Below are 14,525 nucleotides of genomic sequence, written 5' to 3' on the forward strand. Positions count from 1 at the left end.
TGCCCGGATGGCTCGAAGCGGATGATCCGATGGAACCCGAGCCTCGCAGCTCACATAGGAAAAAAGCCCTTCCGTCCCATCATCTCCACCGCGCATCTCATCCTCCAATCTCTCCGGCGGAATCGAATCACGGACTGGCCCCAGACGAAAGAGTTTTTCCGCAGCCTGCTAAAGCGCGTCGCGATCCTTCGGATTCCCTCCATGCCCACTTTCGGGAGACATGCTTTAGGACGCGCCCCTCAGGCGAGTCGCCTGATGCGGCCGCTTGCCAGGCGAAACACTCCGTCGGTTCCTCCCTGTCGCTCGAAGTCGGTCTGGATTTCGTCCCACGTGCCGAGATAGGCCCCGCACTCGGCGCAATGGATCGGCGTTGAGGATTGGACATTCCTGGGGATGTTCAACCGGATCGTCCCGCAGTGCGGGCATTCCAGACGGTGATCGAGATACTCACCTTTCGCGGCATAATGGCCGCCTCTTCCGTCGCTCATCGAAGCTCCACTTCCCTAGGTTGGGCGAAAGCGTGATGGGCTCTTCCGGCGCGCGCTTGCCTTTGCTCTGTGCGGCGACTGCTCGAACTTACACCTTCGGCGGAATTACGCGCTAACATATGATTGGGCGAGCGATCCCGCTTGGTCGCAGGCAGGCGTCAAATATTTGCGCGACCTGTCCTGACTGGGCGGGTGCCGACCAGGGATGCCTGTCAACCCCGCAGCTTCCTCGCCTCCCGCTCGAGCGTCTTGCGGTCGTTGCCGTGTTCGCTGATCAGCTCGCGAACCTGCTCAGGAGTGATCCGGTGCTGCTTCGCGAAGTAGCGGACCTCGTACTCCTCGTCGGCTGAAACGCGGTCGCGGTCTCGAAAGTCGCGTTTGGTCCTGTCGTCCGTCATGGCTGTTCCTCCTGGTCAGATTGAACAGCGACAAAGCCGGAATGTTCCAAGCAGCTTTTTAGCAATACCTAATGGAGCATCTGGCCAACCACCCGGTTCGGTGCCGCGGCGCGGCGTCGAGAGGAGCAGCGGCTCCGGCGCGGCGAGCTCGGGGTCCGAATCAACACAATGAAATGCCCTTTTATCGAAGACACGCTTGGCCAGAAGCTGGAGACGCGGACCGGCCTTTCCGTGCACTGTCTCACCTGCAAGCGAACCGCGATGCTCGACGTCGCGGAGCTGGTGCGCCGTCTCGGTCCGACCATTCCTGCATGCCCTATGCGCTCGTGAAAGTGTTCTACTGCCGCGAGTGCCGAGCTGCCGGCCGGGAAGATCGCGACCTGCAATTCACAAATCACGCAGTCTCGGAGGAGAAGCAGTACTGGGTTCGCGAGATAAGGATCGCCAGCACGAGGCGCTGACTATGAAGCAGCGTTAACCGGGGCCGCCTGCGGCCGCCGCCAGACCAAAGTGATTGCCCTGAAAGTTTCATTTGCTCGTCTGCGGCGGCACCTCGCCCGGCTTGATGATCGGCATTTCGCTGCCGGTCGGCGGCGGGGTCGTCGCGTTCTGGTCGCCAGTCGGCGGCGGCTTCAGCACGCCGCCGCAATCGCCGAGCTTTTTCGACAACTCGTCCGCGGCGGCCTCCTGCTTTTGCTTTTGCTGCTGGTCGTTAGCGTCGGGCTTGACCTGACAGTTCTGCGTCAGTTGATCCTTCGGTTGAGCGGCGGTCTGCGCCGCCGCCGGCACGGCCGGGATCAGAGCGATGGCCACTATGAGAAGCGCTTTCTTCATGGGATCCTCCTGATGGTCAGTAGCCCCCGATGATCGGCAGGATCTCGCCGGTGATGTAACTTGAGCATTGCGGCGAGGCCAGGAACACATAGGCCGGCGCGATCTCCTCCGGCTGGGCGGGCCGCTTCATCGGCGTCTTGGCGCCGAACTGCGAAACGTCCTCCGCCTGCTTTTCCGACGGATTGAGCGGCGTCCAGACCGGACCGGGAGCCACCGCATTGACGCGGATGCCCTTGGCGATGAGATTGCCGGAGAGCGCTCGGGTGAAGGCGTGGATGCCGCCCTTGGTCATCGAGTAGTCGACCAGTTCCTTCGAGCCTTCGATGCCGGTGACCGAACCGGTGTTGATTATCGCCGAGCCCGGTTTCATCTGCGGCACGGCTTCCTGCGCCATGTGGAAATAGCCGTAGAGATTGGTCTTCAGCGTGGTGTCGAAATGCTTTTCGGTGAGATCGGAGAAATCGGCCGAGTGAACCTGGAAGGCCGCGTTGTTGACGAGCACGTCGAGCCTTCCGAACGTCTTGACCGTCTCGGCCACCGCCTTGCGGCAGAAAGCGCGCTTGGCGACGTCGCCGCGCAGGGTGATGCAGCGCCTGCCCTCGGCCTCGACCGCCTGCGTCGTCGCCTTGGCGTCGCGGTCCTCGCTGAGATAGACGATGGCCACATCGGCGCCTTCGCGCGCGAACAGCACGGCGACCGCGCGGCCGATGCCAGAGTCGCCGCCGGTGATCAGCGCGACCTTGTCCTTGAGCTTGCCTGACCCTTGCCAGAACGGCGCGTCATAGAGCGGCGCCGGCTCGATCGCCCATTCCTCGCCGGGCTTGGGATGATGCTGCTTCGGGAAAGGCGGCACCGGGTAGCGGCGCGCGCCGGCCTGCATCGCGCCAGAGGCTTTCGGCTTCGGCTTGCCGCGATCGGTGGCATCGACCTGGCGCTGGATGCTGCGCTGCCTGCGCGCGGTCTTGGCGGTGTCAGGTTTCTCCCCGGTGACTGATTTCTCCCTGGCGACTGATTTCTGGGCTGCGTTTGATTTCGTTCGGCTGCTGGTCGGCATGATGGTCTCCTTTCAGGGGACAACGCATGTCGTCGCAAAAGGTTGGCCGCGGTTCGTCGCCCCTGCCGAGATGCCCGGCATACATCAAAGTTAAATGCGGCTGACCGATCCGGGGTGCTAACCCTTCGTCATTGGGGGGACTCTCGAGGAGGAGTCCCAATGGACGTTCGAACTTTCATCGGCAGCCTGTCGGCCGCTTTGTCGCGCCGGCGCCCCGCCGCGCCGCCAATCCCGGTGAGGGTGATCCGCGCTTCGCTCGCCGACGTGCCGCTCAGGCCGCGCCCGCGGCCGCCGCACCGGCCGGCGCCGCCCATCCGGCCCGCGAGCAACATGTAACCCGAGGCTTGTCGTGCTGACCGACCGGCCGGATGCAACCGACCGGCGACATCATCGTTTAGGCCCATCCCAATCTTGTGGTGCATCATGAAATCCTTGCCTATCAACAGCCCTCTTCTCATCCTCGCCGCCGCCATGATCGCCGCGGCGCCCTTTGTCGGCCTTGCCTGGCGCACGCGCGAATGGCTCGGGTGGTGAGGACCACTCGATGAGCCGTTTCCTCCCCCTCACCATCCGCTTCATCAGCGGCGGCACGATGGTGGTCACCACGGTTGCCGAGGCCAAGAAGGCGCTTGCCGGCACATGGAAGAACAAGGAAGCGCCGGCATATCTCGAAGCAGTCCGGCTGGTGGATGACGCGATCGCGGGCACCTGCCGGCCGGCCGTCGCCTTTGCCGCCTTCAAGAAGGCCGCCGCGCAGCAGGGTCTGCTGAGGTCGGCCGCGCCGAGCGCCGCGCTGACCATGCTGGACGAGCTGTGGTCGCGCTCCAAGGTTCCGCGGAGCTAGAAGGCCGGTCCGTCCCGCCCGGTCTATCTCGGCTCGTGCGCCATGCTGAGATAGGTCGGATCGAATTCGGCGATCGTGACCAGCCGCTCCCAGTCAAGGATCGTGATCATATGGCCGGTCCAGCTGATCACGTTCTGGCGGCGCAGCGTGCCGATCACCCTGTTCATATGGACGACGGACAAGCCCAGCACGTCGGCGAGCTGGGCCTGCGACAGCGGCAGGTGGAAGCTCATGTCGCGGGTCTTCTTCACCACCTGAAGCCTGACGAACAGCTCGCAGATCAGATGCGCGAGATGGGAAAGCTTGGAGCGGCGCCCCATGGCCACGATCCATTCGCGATGGATGGCGCCGTCGACCAGCGTGTCCAGCCAGAGCAATCGGGTGAGATGCGGCGCCTGCTCGGTGATCGTCTTCAGCTTGCCGTGCTCGGCGGCCACCACATGGCAGGGCGACAACGCGATGATGCCGTGATCCATCGTCTTCAGCAGGAACGCATGCAGGTCCACGAAATCGCCTGCGACCTGCAGCGAGGTGAACTGGCGACCCCCGTCCTCCAGCACCTTGTAACGGGCAGCGAGGCCGTCGATGATCAGCGTGCTGTAGGTCGGCCTGGTTCCTTCGGCAACGATATCCTCTCCCACGCCGAAATATTTCTCGATCGACAAGGTCGAGGTGAGCAACGCTTTCTCTTCGTCCGAGAGGGCATCGTGCTGGCCGAGATTGAGATAAAGCGATTCCAGCATCCGCCGTCCTCTGTTCGCCACTGCTAACGCTGCAGGCCGATGCTGGTTGCGAGCGATCCCGCACCACGAGGCCGGCGCATCGCAGATTCTGCCTCCGGATCAGGTGTTTGGAACCATGATCGCGTCCGCGAATTGAACGTCGGAACGGGGACTCAACGTGCCGATGCAACGCTTCTATTTCGACCTGTATAACGCCGAGCACAGCCAGGAAGACACTGAGGGACAGCTCTTCGCCAGCCGTGAGCGCGCCGGCATGGAGGCATTGCGCATCCTGCACGACGTCGCCCGCGACGAGATGCCGGCCGGCCGGCATCTGACCATCAAGGTCAAGGTGCTCGACGAAAAGCGTAACCAGATTTTCGAAGCGTCGCTGACGCTGGATTCGGCCTGGACCTGAGGCAGCCGGCGCCGGTCGAGATACCGGAGGCAAGCAATGTTCGACGATTTCGACAGCCGTGAGATCGACACCGGTGAGGCCAGGATCTTCGTTCGCCGCGCCGGCGCCGGTCCCGGCCTGCTCCTGCTGCACGGCTTTCCGCAGACGCATGCGATGTGGCGCGCGGTGGCGCCAAGCCTGGCGCGGGATTTCACTGTCGTCTGCGCCGATTTGCGCGGCTATGGGCAAAGCTCCTGCCCGCCATCGGCCGCCGATCATGCGCCCTATGCCAAGCGCGCCATGGCCGCCGACATGGTGGTGCTGATGGAGAAATTGGGTTTCAGGCGCTTCATGGTCGCCGGTCACGATCGCGGCGGGCGTGTCGCCTACCGGCTGGCGCTCGATCATCCGGACCGCGTCGAGAAGCTCGCCGTGCTCGACATCATCCCCACCGCCGATGCGTGGGACCGCGCCGATGCAAGGCTGGCGCTGGGCTACTGGCCATGGTCGTTGCTGGCGCAACCCGAGCCGCTGCCGGAGACGATGCTTGCGGCCGCCGCCGATGCCATCGTCGACAATGCGCTTTCCGGCTGGGGATCGTCGCCCGACGCGTTCCCGCCCGGGGTGCGGCAACTCTATGTCGAGGCGCTGCGCGACCCGGCGCACATCCATGCCATTTGCGAAGAATATCGCGCGGCGGCGTCCCTCGACCGCGACCATGACCATGCCGACAGGAAGGCCGGCCGGCGCATCGCCTGCCCGCTGCTGGCGCTATGGAGCGAGCATGGGGCGCTGGCCGAATGGTACGTCGAGGAAGGCGGCCCGGAGGCGCAGTGGCGGAACTGGGCGGACGACGTCAGCGGCGGCGCCTTGCCCGGCGGTCACTTCTTCCCGGAGGCGTCGCCGATCGAAACCGCAGCCACGCTCGACGCGTTCTTCTCCGGAAGATAGCAACGCGCCTTGCGGAGGTTGGCACGGGCGAGCCGGACGCCTGACCGGACGGCTCACGCAAGCATCAGGTAAAGCAACGGCGCGGCCGTCAGGCCGATCGCCATTATGATCAGCGTCACATGGCCGAGACGCTCGGCACGTCTTGCGATGTCAGCGATCTGATCGTCGTCGTTGATGGCATCGAGAAACGAAAGATCGGCAAGGGCGGCTTGGTTGTTGTCATTGGCAGGGAGGCTTTCGGCGTCCTGCCGGGCGGGCTTTGCAGAGATATAGGTCAAAACGTCGTCTCGCTCCGGGGCCGGCTTCGCGGCCTTCTTGTTGGTGGATATTGGTGCCCGCCTCATGGCGCGGGGGGCGATCGACGGGCACCAGGACGGCCGGCGATGAACGGGGATTCTCGTCGGCCGCTCACCAATTCGCAGAAAGCCCATTGGTTGCACAAGCCAGCCCAATGCGCCCACCGGGTCGGACTTCAGTCGGGCGCAGTCACGAAATATTTCGGCTGGAACATCGGTTGTCGGCGCTTGTTCACCTTATTCAAGGATGTCGAACGCGTCCTTGATTTCACCCCTGAAGAAAAATCCGAACCAACGGAGAATTGGATATGCCCAATCAAGGCGGAACCCACGAACAGCACGTCAAGGCTGGCCAGGAGAGCCACAAGAACCGCGAGGATCAGCATCGCGGCGGCGGACAGCAGCAGGCCGAGGACCGCAACATGGGTCAGCGGAGCGCGGGCCAGCACAGGGGCGGCAGCGGCAACTTCGCCGAGGACCGTCAGCGCGCCTCGGAAGCAGGCCGGAAGGGCGGCCAGCGCTGAGTTCAAAATGGCGTCCGCGACCGCGGACGCCATTTCATTTGCCCCGCGAGATCAATGCCTGGATGGAACATCTTCCCCGTCCTCCAGTTGACCTTGGGACCGGCCGCCGCAACAGGCAGCCGTCGCCGCAGGATGTTCAACGGAGGCACCAATGTCCTTCCACACACTTCATCCCGAACGCGTCGACGAGACCCGCATGCAGGCCTATTCGACCTTCGGTCCGCTGCTGATCAATGCGTTGGCGCAAAAGCTGGCGCGCTGCCAGGGCATGCGCGAATTGGACAGGGTCGAACAGTCGCTGGTGCGCCTGATCGAGGAGACCGACGTGACCGCTTCGGATGCCGAGGCCATGAAGGAGTTCGCGGTCGAACTCGTTGTGTCGACGCTGCGCAACGCGCGTGAGCATCCCGACGCCAAGCAGGATCTGGAAGAGATCGACGGCCGCCGCACGGAAGGCCGCTCGGAGGACCCAGACACGCTGGAAGAGCAGTTGCAGTCGGGCCTCGAGGACAGTTTTCCGGCAAGCGACCCGCCGGCCGTGGTTTCCACCGCGATCACCGGCGGTTCCAAGGACATTGTCGGGACCGACGAGGTGCTGCGCCGCAAGAAGGAAGCACGCCGCAAGCAGTCGGAGGCGGCAGACTGATCAGCGAATATCAAAGGAGACCTGCGTGACCCAGGCAAAAGACAACATCCCGCATCGTCCCGGCGCTGCACAAGCTCCCTCCTCCGGCACGCTGCCGGTCAAGGGCGGCGACGATCCCGACGTGCGGTTCCTGGCGGAGAACACCGACCTGTCGCCGAAGCAGGCGCGCGAACTGATCCGCGAGCACGGACATGACCGCGACAAGCTGCTCAACATCGCACGAACCATGAAAGCCGAGGGCTGAGCGCTCTCAGAATCGCAAGCGAGGAAGACATGAGCAACACACCACGTCCGGGACGTCCCGGCACCTCCGATCAATGGCCGCGATGGGAAGGTCCGAAGGCCAACAAGCCGCGCGGCTACCTGCCGCCGAAGGACGATCCGGACGAGAACCGCGATGCCGCCGGCGAGAACAACAAGGACCCGCAGCGGTCGGACCTTGGCGACGTCGCCAAGAAGAAGGGCGATTAAGGGGGCTTGGCTTTCACTCAGCGCAACAAGGAGAAGAAACATGCCACGTGGCGACAAATCGAAATACACCGACAAGCAGGAACGCAAGGCCGACCACATCGCCGAAGGCTACGAGAAACGCGGCGTTTCCGAAAAGGAAGCCGAGCGGCGGGCCTGGGCGACCGTCAACAAAGACGATGGCGGCGGCAAGAAGGAAGGCGGATCGGGACGAGGCAAGCACACCGGCAATCCGGCCGCGCACAAGGGCGGCAGGACGGGCGGCAAGGCCTCCGGCGAGCGCTCCGCGGCGGACAGATCGGCTTCGGCGAAGAAGGCTGCCGCGACGCGCAAGCGGAACGAGAGCCACGCGCATCATTGAGCGCGAGATCTCCTTCTCCCCTTGTGGGAGAAGGAAGAATCCTACAGCGGCATCGCCGAGGTCTGCTTAATTATCTGGCTGGGCACGTCAGTCTTGACGTTCTGGACACCCTTGATGCGGCTCAGATGCTCTGACTGGAAGCGGCGGTACTCGTCGATGCCGGCGGCCACGATGCGCACCAGGGCGTCGCAGTCGCCCATCATCAGATAGCACTCCATCACTTCGGGAAACTTCGCCACCTCGGCGGCGAAATGCTCGATTGTGTCCTCGTCCTGCTGCTGCAGCCAGATGCGGGTGAAGAAGGTCTGGCCGCGGCCGATCTTGGCCGGGTTGAGCACCGCGACATAGCGGTCGATGACACCCGCCTCCTCCAGCAGCTTCACGCGGCGCAGGCAGGGCGACGGCGAGAGACCGACTTCCTTGGCAAGTTCGTTGTTTGCCATGCGCCCGTCGCGCTGCAGGGCGCGCAGGATGCGTCTGTCGATCTCATCGAGCTTCATGGTTCCAGATTCCAATTCTTCACCTGAATGCGCTATCCAATTCCAAATCTTGGCAGAGAGGGCGCATTTTCGCAACCCGATTGCCGCGCGTTTCGGCTATGGTCCGACAACAACCCCACAACCGACCGGGAGAACGGGTGGCCGCAAGGCCAGCCGAATGCAAAGCCATGAGCGTTTCCGAGATCACCCTCGCCGAGGGCAAGGCCGCCAACAGGCGCGGCGCCGAGTTCCGGCGCGGGCTTGCCGCTTCGACGCCGATGCTGCTCGGCATCATTCCCTACGCGCTGGTGCTCGGCGCGCAAGCCGCGCAGAAGGGTCTTTCCACCGCCGAGGTGCCGCTGATGACCGGCCTCAATTTCGCCGGCGGATCGGAATTCGCCGCGATCCAGCTCTGGACCTCGCCGCCGCAAATCCTCCTGATCGCCGCCATCACGCTTTTGGTCAACAGCCGGCATTTCCTGATGGGCGCGGCACTTGCGCCGTTCATCGGGCACCTGCCGAAGCGCCAGGTCTTTCCCGCGCTGTTCTTGATGTGCGACGAGAGCTGGGCGGTGGGCCTGGCGGATGCGCAGCGACGCGCCGCCGCCGGCATGCGGCCGGCCTTCAGCCTGCCTTTCTATCTGGCCGCCGGCTTGTCCGTCTACCTCGCCTGGGTGGCGTTCACGACTTGCGGCGCGGCGCTCGGTCCGGTGCTCGGCGACGTCGAAAAATACGGCTTCGCGATGGCCTTCCCAGCCGTCTTCCTGGTGCTGCTTCGCGGCATGTGGAAGGGCTTCGCGGCCGCCCGGCCCTGGCTGGTCAGCCTGGCGGTGGCGGCGCTCACCTACCTCGTCGTTCCCGGTGCCTGGTATGTGGCGGCCGGCGCGCTGTCCGGCCTGGTGGCCGCGTGGTTCCTGGCAGGCGAGACATGATCGATCCGATGACCGTGCTCGCCATCCTGGCGATGGCCGGCGTGACGTATCTCACCCGCATCGGCGGCTATGTGATGCTCAAGAACCGCGCGCTCAGCCCGCGCGCCACGGCGGTGATGGAAGCCGCGCCCGGCTGCGTGCTGATCTCGGTGATCGCGCCGGATTTCGTCTCAAGGAATCCGGCCGACCTTGCGGCTTTAGCCATCACCCTGCTTGCCGCGACAAGGCTGTCGATGCTGCCGACAGTGGTGATCGGGGTGGCCTCGGCGGGTGTGTTGCGGTGGCTGATGGGATAATGCGTCAGAGGCCGTAGAGCCCGAGATCGTCTGGCCGGCCTGAAGCGGCCTCGCCCTGCCCGCCCGCATGCTGCCTCAACGCGGCATCCAGCCTGTCGTTGTCGCCGCTTTGCGGACGGACGATCGCGTTGACGAGCGTATCGAGGGAAACGCCAAGCTGGTCCAGGCCAAGCTGCCTCTCGATCTTGGAGACCGCCGACGGCGATTGCCGTTTCAACGCCTCGACGGCATTCTTGATCGCCGAGCCGTAGGAAGACACGGAATCGTAGTCTGTCTGATCAACGGCGAATTCCTTGCCCGCCCGCTGCATCAGCCGGACCTTCGTCGCCGTGATGTTGAGGCTGTCGAGGCTGAACCTGGATGCCGAGGTCGCGGGCTCCGCCTGCGTGACCGGCGATGGCGCCGGGCTGGGGATGTGCACGGGAAGACCGTCGGCGGCCGGTCTGGCCATCGGCGGCAGGCGCAGCGGCTGCAGGATCACAAGCGCGGTGTTGAGTGTCGAAGACATTGCCGGGTCTCGCACGCGCCCGTCCGTCATGGACCGGACGCCGGACAGTCGAGCCAAGACGTCATGTCCTGGCCGAAGCGTTTCACAGGCAATAACCCGGTTGTCCTAAGAGTTCGATAGAACGATGGTTCACCTTTTAACGATGAACCGCGCTATCTCGTTTTGGCTCAACGCCGAAGCTCAGTCGTCGCCGCCGCCATCGCCGCCACCGCCACCACCGTCGCCGCCTCCATCGTGGCTGCCGCTGTCGCCGCCTCCGTCATGGCTGCCGCTGTCGCCGCCGCCATCCTGGCTGCCACCGTCCCCGCCGTCGTGATCGTCGCCCTGATCATCGGCCTCCTGGTCGCCTTCGTGCGAGCCGGAGGCGGCGCTGTCCCCGCCATGCCCGGCCTCGTCATCCTCGGCGGCCTCTTGGTCGTCGCCAACGCTGGACGTGTTGACCTCATCGTCATCATCGTCGGCCGTCGACGCCGCCGCCACCCCGCCGCCATTATCGGAGCCCGCATGGGATGGCTGCGTGGCGAAGATGCCGAGCAGGCCGATTGCGGTTGCCGCAAGCAAGGGAAGGGTTTTCATCCAGGCGCTCCGATTCGCGTTGTGCTCGGATCATCATCGTAGCGGATTACAGCGCCCTTAAATGAGTGATTTCAATTTTAGCAACTGCTTATTTTACAGCACTCAACCTGGCATGCGGCCGTTCCGATAAGATCGCGCCGCTAACGGCTCTTGCCACGATCGCCTCCAGCGGCTCCGGCCGGTGCAGGAAATAGCCCTGGCCATAGGCGACGCCCATGCCCATAAGGATTTCCAACCCGTTCTTTTCCTCGATCTTCTCTGCCACCACGGCGGCGCCCATCGAGCGGGCGATGCCGGTGATCGCCGAGACGATCTCGCGGTCGAAGCGGCTGTCGGCGATGTGCTCGACGAAAGAGCCGTCGATCTTGATGGCGTCGATGGGGAAGCGCCTGAGATATTCGAAGGAGCTCATGCCGGCGCCGAAATCGTCGAGGCTGACCCGGCAATGGCGCTCACGCGCGCGGCGCACGAATGCCTCGGCCGCGTCGAAATTGGTGACGGCGGCGGTTTCGGTGATCTCGAAGCCGACGGCCGACGGCGGCGCGCCGCTCTCGGCGATGGCCTCGTCGACGAAATCCCAGAGCTGCGGGTCGGAAAGGGTCTGTGCCGACAGGTTGAAGTCGAGCGCGATGGCGCCCGCGCGCATCGCCTCGCCGTGGCGCGTCAGCGCGGTACGGATGATCCAGCGGTCGAGCCGGGCGGCAAGGCCGAAGCGTTCGGCGACCGGCACGAAATCGCCGGGCGGGATCATCGTGCCGGTGCGGGCCTCGAGCCTGGCCAGCACCTCGACATGGCGGCTGTCCTCCCATGGCAGGCCGAGCCGGTGGATCTCCTGGCCGAACAGCTTCAGCCGGCCATCCTCCATCGCGTCGACCAGGTCGGCGGCGAGCCGCGCGGCGTTGAGCCCGCCGGCACCCGACGTCGTGTCGGGCGAGAACACGGCGAAGCGGTCGCGGCCGCCGGCCTTGGCGGCGTAGCAGGCGTCGTCAGCGCAGGCGAGCGCATCGGCCACGCTCATGTTGCGGTCGCGCACGAAGGCGATGCCGATGCTGGCGGCAAGCCTGCGCGAGGTGACCGCCGAGCCGAGGTCGGCATCGCGCACCGCGGCGAGCACGGCGCGGGCGATCCGCTCGGCACAAGCGTCATTGCAGTCCGGCACCATAAGCGCGAACTCATCGCCGCCGAGGCGCGCCGCATGCGCCGACGCCGGCAGGCTGGCGAGAATGCCGGCCGCGACGCTCTTCAGCGCCAGGTCGCCGGCGGCATGACCGGCATAGTCGTTGAGCGCCTTGAAGTAGTCGAGGTCGACATAAAATACAGCTAGCGGCAGGCGCTCGACCATGGCGATGTTTTCCGCGAGCAGCCGGTCGAAGGCCGCGCGGTTGAGCAACCCGGTCAGGGCGTCGTGACGCGCGGCGAAGGCGAGTCCCTCGGCGCGCAACTTCTCCTCGGTGATGTCGCGCACGGTGCCCAGTACCTGGCCGGCCGAGCCGACATCGGCGACAAAGCGCACCAGCGACTCGAGATGGCGGACCTCGCCGTCACGCCGGATGATGCGGTATTGCGAGGCCACGACATCGCTGGAGCCGGGCGCGATCTGATGGGCGCGCTCCGTGGCTTCCTTGTCGTCGGGATGAAGATAGGTGTGCCACAGCTCGGCCGACACCTCGTCCTTGTCGGCAACGAGGCCGAATATCTCGCGGCTGCGCGCGTCCCAATAGCTCTTCCTGGTGCCGATGTCGTGATGCCAAATCCCGGTGCCGCTGGCGGCGAGCGCCAGGCGGAAGCGGATGTTGACCTGTTCGAGCGCCGCCTCGGCCTCTTTCTGCCGGGTGATATCGGTCTGCACGCCCATCAGCCTGAGCGGCTTGCCGTCGGCGTCGTGCTCGACGATACCGCCGCGGTCGAGCACCCAGACCCAGCGGCCATCCTTGTGGCGCAGGCGCAGCTCCGTCTCGATCGAATCGACAATGCCCGCAATATGCCGGTCGCCGCTTTCCTGCGCGCGCTGGCGGTCGTCGGGATGGGTAAGCTTCAGCCAGAGATCGGAGGTGTTGGCGAGCTCGCCCTCCTCATAGCCCAGCATCTTCGACCAGGTCGGCGAATAGTAGCAATCGCCGGTCGACAGATTCCAGTCCCAGAGGCCGAGATGAGCGCGCTCAAGCGCCAGCGCCCAGAAATTGCCGTTGCGTCTGTTGTCGTCCGCCATTCTTTGTTCTTGCCGTCCCGTCCCCGGCAATACTGCATGAAAGCAGAGAAGAAAGGGTTACCGGGTTACAGCTAATCTCCCCCCTCGTGGGGGTTGAGGAGCGGTCCGCGCAGCGGACGGGAAGCCAATTGCTTGGCCTTCCGAGTGACGAAAGCCGGCAGGCCAGAGGGGGCGCGAAGGATCGCGGCGCTGCAGGATCAAGGTTCCTCGCCCCACGAATGTGGGGAGAGGTGGCTCGGCGAAGCCGAGACGGAGAGGGGAGCGCCTTACGAAGGCCCCTCTCCGTCCGCTTCGCGGATACCTCTCCCCGCCTCTGGCTGGCCCACTGCCAGCCTGCGTCTCACCACCGCAGCGTGATACCGCGCGCCGTGCAGCAGGGCTTCGTCGTTGAAATCATAGGCGGGGTTGTGCAGCGGCGCGGTGTCGCCATTGCCCATGAAGACGAAGCAGCCGGGCACGTGGGTCAGGAAGCGGGCGAAGTCCTCCGAGGCGGTCATCGGCTCAGCCGCGACGCGAACGGCGTCGGCGGCAGCGATGCCAACGGCATCGTCGGCCAGCGCGGTCCTAGCAGCCGCAAGGGCCTCGTCGACCAGCGGCGCGTCGTTGATCAAAGGCACGAACTCGCGCGTGTAAGTCACTTCAGCAGCGACATTATAAGCCTGCGCCGTACCCTCGGCGATGCGGCGCATCTCCTTTTCGATCGCGGCGCTCACCTCAGGCCGAAAACTGCGGCAGTCGCCCAGGATGCGCGCCAGCCCGGGCAGCGCGTTGCGGGTGCCGTCGGTGATGAGCTCGGTCACCGAGACGACGCCGATATCGGCGGGGCTCAGGCGCCGCGAGACGATGGTTTGCAGGTTGACGACCAGCGCGCAGGCGGCGACCAGCGTCTCCTGGCCGGCATGCGGCCGCGCCGCGTGGCCGCCGAGACCTTTGAGCACGATTTCGAAATTGTCCTCGGCCGACATCACCGGGCCGCTGCGGGTCTCGAAATGGCCGACGGGCAGGCCCGGCATGTTGTGCAGCCCGAAAATCTCCTCGAACGGGAAGCGCTCGAGCAGGCCGTCGTCCAGCATGGCCAGCGCGCCCCTGCCCCATTCCTCGGCCGGCTGGAAGATGAAGCGCACCGTGCCGTCGAAGCCGCCTTCGCCGGCGAGCAGTTTTGCCGCGCCGAGCAGCATCGAGGTATGGCCGTCATGGCCGCAAGCATGCATGGTGCCGGGCGTTTGCGAGCGCCAGGCTTGCGTGCCCTGCTCGCCGATGCGCAGCGCGTCCATGTCGGCGCGCAGCGCGATGGCGCGGTTGCCGCTGCCCCTGGTCAGCGTGCCGACGACGCCGGTGCCGCCGATGCCCTCGGCGACGTCCAGTCCGAACTCCCGCAACTTCCCGGCGACGAAAGCGGCGGTGCGCTTTTCCTCGAAGCCGAATTCGGGATGGGCGTGGAGATCGCGCCGCCACGCCGTCATCTCGCGATGAAGAGCTTCGAGGTCGAGTCTAGCCATCGTTCGACCAAAGCCTTTTTTAACGGAGAACCGGAAACTGCTC

At 65.1% G+C, this 14,525-nt stretch carries 22 protein-coding genes; 11 read left to right on the top strand and 11 right to left on the bottom strand.

Features of this window, described 5'->3' with window-relative positions:
- Positions 1 to 239: 239 nt before the first annotated feature.
- The 4 genes from EN852_RS08900 to EN852_RS08915 form a co-directional block, all read right to left on the bottom strand.
- Positions 240 to 488, bottom strand: a complete 249-nt coding sequence (locus tag EN852_RS08900; RefSeq protein ID WP_127875318.1) for a hypothetical protein — start codon at positions 486 to 488, stop codon at positions 240 to 242.
- Between the two features lie 212 nt (positions 489 to 700).
- Positions 701 to 886 carry a DUF3606 domain-containing protein gene (locus tag EN852_RS08905; protein WP_127865329.1) on the bottom strand — a complete coding sequence of 62 codons (186 nt, stop codon included), beginning with the start codon at positions 884 to 886 and terminating at the stop codon, positions 701 to 703.
- A 528-nt stretch (positions 887 to 1,414) separates the two neighbouring features.
- Positions 1,415 to 1,720 carry a hypothetical protein gene (locus EN852_RS08910; RefSeq protein ID WP_127875317.1) on the bottom strand — a complete coding sequence of 102 codons (306 nt, stop codon included), beginning with the start codon at positions 1,718 to 1,720 and terminating at the stop codon, positions 1,415 to 1,417.
- Between the two features lie 16 nt (positions 1,721 to 1,736).
- Positions 1,737 to 2,774 carry an SDR family oxidoreductase gene (locus tag EN852_RS08915; protein WP_127875316.1) on the bottom strand — a complete coding sequence of 346 codons (1,038 nt, stop codon included), beginning with the start codon at positions 2,772 to 2,774 and terminating at the stop codon, positions 1,737 to 1,739.
- Positions 2,775 to 2,933: 159 nt separating this feature from the next.
- On the opposite strand from EN852_RS08915, the gene EN852_RS40775 reads away from it, so the two are divergent.
- Together EN852_RS40775 and EN852_RS08920 are read left to right on the top strand one after the other, a co-directional pair.
- Positions 2,934 to 3,110 (top strand): hypothetical protein, encoded by a 177-nt coding sequence (locus tag EN852_RS40775; RefSeq protein WP_189465192.1) that lies wholly within the window; start codon positions 2,934 to 2,936, stop codon positions 3,108 to 3,110.
- Positions 3,111 to 3,318: 208 nt separating this feature from the next.
- Complete coding sequence (locus EN852_RS08920) at positions 3,319 to 3,618, top strand: DUF982 domain-containing protein (protein WP_127865325.1); 300 nt, start codon at positions 3,319 to 3,321, stop codon at positions 3,616 to 3,618.
- A gap of 23 nt (positions 3,619 to 3,641) precedes the next feature.
- Here EN852_RS08920 and EN852_RS08925 read toward each other — a convergent pair whose 3' ends face one another.
- Positions 3,642 to 4,361, bottom strand: coding sequence for a Crp/Fnr family transcriptional regulator (locus EN852_RS08925; RefSeq protein ID WP_127865324.1), 720 nt, complete (start codon positions 4,359 to 4,361; stop codon positions 3,642 to 3,644).
- A 163-nt stretch (positions 4,362 to 4,524) separates the two neighbouring features.
- Between EN852_RS08925 and EN852_RS08930 the strand changes: the two genes are divergently transcribed.
- Positions 4,525 to 4,758, top strand: a complete 234-nt coding sequence (locus EN852_RS08930) for a hypothetical protein (protein WP_127875348.1) — start codon at positions 4,525 to 4,527, stop codon at positions 4,756 to 4,758.
- Between the two features lie 36 nt (positions 4,759 to 4,794).
- On the top strand, positions 4,795 to 5,688 hold the full coding sequence (locus EN852_RS08935) for an alpha/beta hydrolase (protein ID WP_127875315.1): 894 nt from the start codon (positions 4,795 to 4,797) through the stop codon (positions 5,686 to 5,688).
- Positions 5,689 to 5,741: 53 nt separating this feature from the next.
- On the opposite strand, the gene EN852_RS08940 is transcribed toward EN852_RS08935, so the two are convergent.
- Entirely contained in the window at positions 5,742 to 5,966 is a 225-nt protein-coding gene (locus EN852_RS08940) for a hypothetical protein (protein ID WP_127875314.1), read from the bottom strand.
- 440 nt (positions 5,967 to 6,406) lie between these two features.
- On the opposite strand from EN852_RS08940, the gene EN852_RS08945 reads away from it, so the two are divergent.
- From EN852_RS08945 to EN852_RS08965, 5 genes are all read left to right on the top strand, one after another.
- Positions 6,407 to 6,508, top strand: coding sequence for a KGG domain-containing protein (locus EN852_RS08945; protein ID WP_082056318.1), 102 nt, complete (start codon positions 6,407 to 6,409; stop codon positions 6,506 to 6,508).
- A gap of 151 nt (positions 6,509 to 6,659) precedes the next feature.
- Positions 6,660 to 7,154 carry a hypothetical protein gene (locus tag EN852_RS08950; protein ID WP_127875313.1) on the top strand — a complete coding sequence of 165 codons (495 nt, stop codon included), beginning with the start codon at positions 6,660 to 6,662 and terminating at the stop codon, positions 7,152 to 7,154.
- Positions 7,155 to 7,179: 25 nt separating this feature from the next.
- Entirely contained in the window at positions 7,180 to 7,398 is a 219-nt protein-coding gene (locus EN852_RS08955) for a hypothetical protein (RefSeq protein ID WP_127875312.1), read from the top strand.
- Positions 7,399 to 7,427: 29 nt separating this feature from the next.
- Entirely contained in the window at positions 7,428 to 7,625 is a 198-nt protein-coding gene (locus tag EN852_RS08960; RefSeq protein WP_127875311.1) for a hypothetical protein, read from the top strand.
- A gap of 40 nt (positions 7,626 to 7,665) precedes the next feature.
- Positions 7,666 to 7,983 carry a plasmid stabilization protein gene (locus tag EN852_RS08965; protein ID WP_127875310.1) on the top strand — a complete coding sequence of 106 codons (318 nt, stop codon included), beginning with the start codon at positions 7,666 to 7,668 and terminating at the stop codon, positions 7,981 to 7,983.
- 41 nt (positions 7,984 to 8,024) lie between these two features.
- On the opposite strand, the gene EN852_RS08970 is transcribed toward EN852_RS08965, so the two are convergent.
- On the bottom strand, positions 8,025 to 8,483 hold the full coding sequence (locus tag EN852_RS08970) for an Lrp/AsnC family transcriptional regulator (RefSeq protein WP_127875309.1): 459 nt from the start codon (positions 8,481 to 8,483) through the stop codon (positions 8,025 to 8,027).
- Positions 8,484 to 8,650: 167 nt separating this feature from the next.
- On the opposite strand from EN852_RS08970, the gene EN852_RS08975 reads away from it, so the two are divergent.
- Both EN852_RS08975 and EN852_RS08980 read left to right on the top strand, forming a co-directional pair.
- Positions 8,651 to 9,394: an AzlC family ABC transporter permease gene (locus tag EN852_RS08975; protein ID WP_127875308.1), complete on the top strand. Its 744-nt coding sequence runs from the start codon at positions 8,651 to 8,653 to the stop codon at positions 9,392 to 9,394.
- The gene (locus tag EN852_RS08980) at positions 9,391 to 9,690 is read left to right on the top strand and encodes an AzlD family protein (protein ID WP_127875307.1); all 300 of its coding nucleotides are present in this window, start codon (positions 9,391 to 9,393) and stop codon (positions 9,688 to 9,690) included. The genes EN852_RS08975 and EN852_RS08980 overlap by 4 nt, the downstream gene beginning before the upstream one ends.
- A gap of 4 nt (positions 9,691 to 9,694) precedes the next feature.
- Here the strand turns inward: EN852_RS08980 and EN852_RS08985 are convergent, their stop codons facing one another.
- The 4 genes from EN852_RS08985 to EN852_RS08995 form a co-directional block, all read right to left on the bottom strand.
- Entirely contained in the window at positions 9,695 to 10,198 is a 504-nt protein-coding gene (locus EN852_RS08985) for a hypothetical protein (RefSeq protein ID WP_127875306.1), read from the bottom strand.
- Positions 10,199 to 10,378: 180 nt separating this feature from the next.
- On the bottom strand, positions 10,379 to 10,774 hold the full coding sequence (locus tag EN852_RS40780; RefSeq protein ID WP_189545789.1) for a hypothetical protein: 396 nt from the start codon (positions 10,772 to 10,774) through the stop codon (positions 10,379 to 10,381).
- Between the two features lie 88 nt (positions 10,775 to 10,862).
- On the bottom strand, positions 10,863 to 12,983 hold the full coding sequence (locus EN852_RS08990) for an EAL domain-containing protein (protein WP_127875305.1): 2,121 nt from the start codon (positions 12,981 to 12,983) through the stop codon (positions 10,863 to 10,865).
- Between the two features lie 266 nt (positions 12,984 to 13,249).
- Positions 13,250 to 14,482: a M20 aminoacylase family protein gene (locus EN852_RS08995; protein WP_127875304.1), complete on the bottom strand. Its 1,233-nt coding sequence runs from the start codon at positions 14,480 to 14,482 to the stop codon at positions 13,250 to 13,252.
- Positions 14,483 to 14,525: the final 43 nt, after the last annotated feature.

The organism is Mesorhizobium sp. M2E.F.Ca.ET.209.01.1.1, assembly GCF_004010375.2.
GTDB lineage: Bacteria > Pseudomonadota > Alphaproteobacteria > Rhizobiales > Rhizobiaceae > Mesorhizobium.

Bases quoted from the DNA above. Each gene is read 5' to 3' on its own strand.
- EN852_RS08900 (WP_127875318.1), bottom strand. From the start codon at position 488: ATGAGCGACGGAAGAGGCGGCCATTATGCCGCGAAAGGTGAGTATCTC.
- EN852_RS08905 (WP_127865329.1), bottom strand. From the start codon at position 886: ATGACGGACGACAGGACCAAACGCGACTTTCGAGACCGCGACCGCGTT.
- EN852_RS08910 (WP_127875317.1), bottom strand. From the start codon at position 1,720: ATGAAGAAAGCGCTTCTCATAGTGGCCATCGCTCTGATCCCGGCCGTG.
- EN852_RS08915 (WP_127875316.1), bottom strand. From the start codon at position 2,774: ATGCCGACCAGCAGCCGAACGAAATCAAACGCAGCCCAGAAATCAGTC.
- EN852_RS40775 (WP_189465192.1), top strand. From the start codon at position 2,934: ATGGACGTTCGAACTTTCATCGGCAGCCTGTCGGCCGCTTTGTCGCGC.
- EN852_RS08920 (WP_127865325.1), top strand. From the start codon at position 3,319: ATGAGCCGTTTCCTCCCCCTCACCATCCGCTTCATCAGCGGCGGCACG.
- EN852_RS08925 (WP_127865324.1), bottom strand. From the start codon at position 4,361: ATGCTGGAATCGCTTTATCTCAATCTCGGCCAGCACGATGCCCTCTCG.
- EN852_RS08930 (WP_127875348.1), top strand. From the start codon at position 4,525: ATGCAACGCTTCTATTTCGACCTGTATAACGCCGAGCACAGCCAGGAA.
- EN852_RS08935 (WP_127875315.1), top strand. From the start codon at position 4,795: ATGTTCGACGATTTCGACAGCCGTGAGATCGACACCGGTGAGGCCAGG.
- EN852_RS08945 (WP_082056318.1), top strand. From the start codon at position 6,407: ATGGGTCAGCGGAGCGCGGGCCAGCACAGGGGCGGCAGCGGCAACTTC.
- EN852_RS08950 (WP_127875313.1), top strand. From the start codon at position 6,660: ATGTCCTTCCACACACTTCATCCCGAACGCGTCGACGAGACCCGCATG.
- EN852_RS08960 (WP_127875311.1), top strand. From the start codon at position 7,428: ATGAGCAACACACCACGTCCGGGACGTCCCGGCACCTCCGATCAATGG.
- EN852_RS08965 (WP_127875310.1), top strand. From the start codon at position 7,666: ATGCCACGTGGCGACAAATCGAAATACACCGACAAGCAGGAACGCAAG.
- EN852_RS08970 (WP_127875309.1), bottom strand. From the start codon at position 8,483: ATGAAGCTCGATGAGATCGACAGACGCATCCTGCGCGCCCTGCAGCGC.
- EN852_RS08975 (WP_127875308.1), top strand. From the start codon at position 8,651: ATGAGCGTTTCCGAGATCACCCTCGCCGAGGGCAAGGCCGCCAACAGG.
- EN852_RS08980 (WP_127875307.1), top strand. From the start codon at position 9,391: ATGATCGATCCGATGACCGTGCTCGCCATCCTGGCGATGGCCGGCGTG.
- EN852_RS08985 (WP_127875306.1), bottom strand. From the start codon at position 10,198: ATGTCTTCGACACTCAACACCGCGCTTGTGATCCTGCAGCCGCTGCGC.
- EN852_RS40780 (WP_189545789.1), bottom strand. From the start codon at position 10,774: ATGAAAACCCTTCCCTTGCTTGCGGCAACCGCAATCGGCCTGCTCGGC.
- EN852_RS08990 (WP_127875305.1), bottom strand. From the start codon at position 12,983: ATGGCGGACGACAACAGACGCAACGGCAATTTCTGGGCGCTGGCGCTT.
- EN852_RS08995 (WP_127875304.1), bottom strand. From the start codon at position 14,482: ATGGCTAGACTCGACCTCGAAGCTCTTCATCGCGAGATGACGGCGTGG.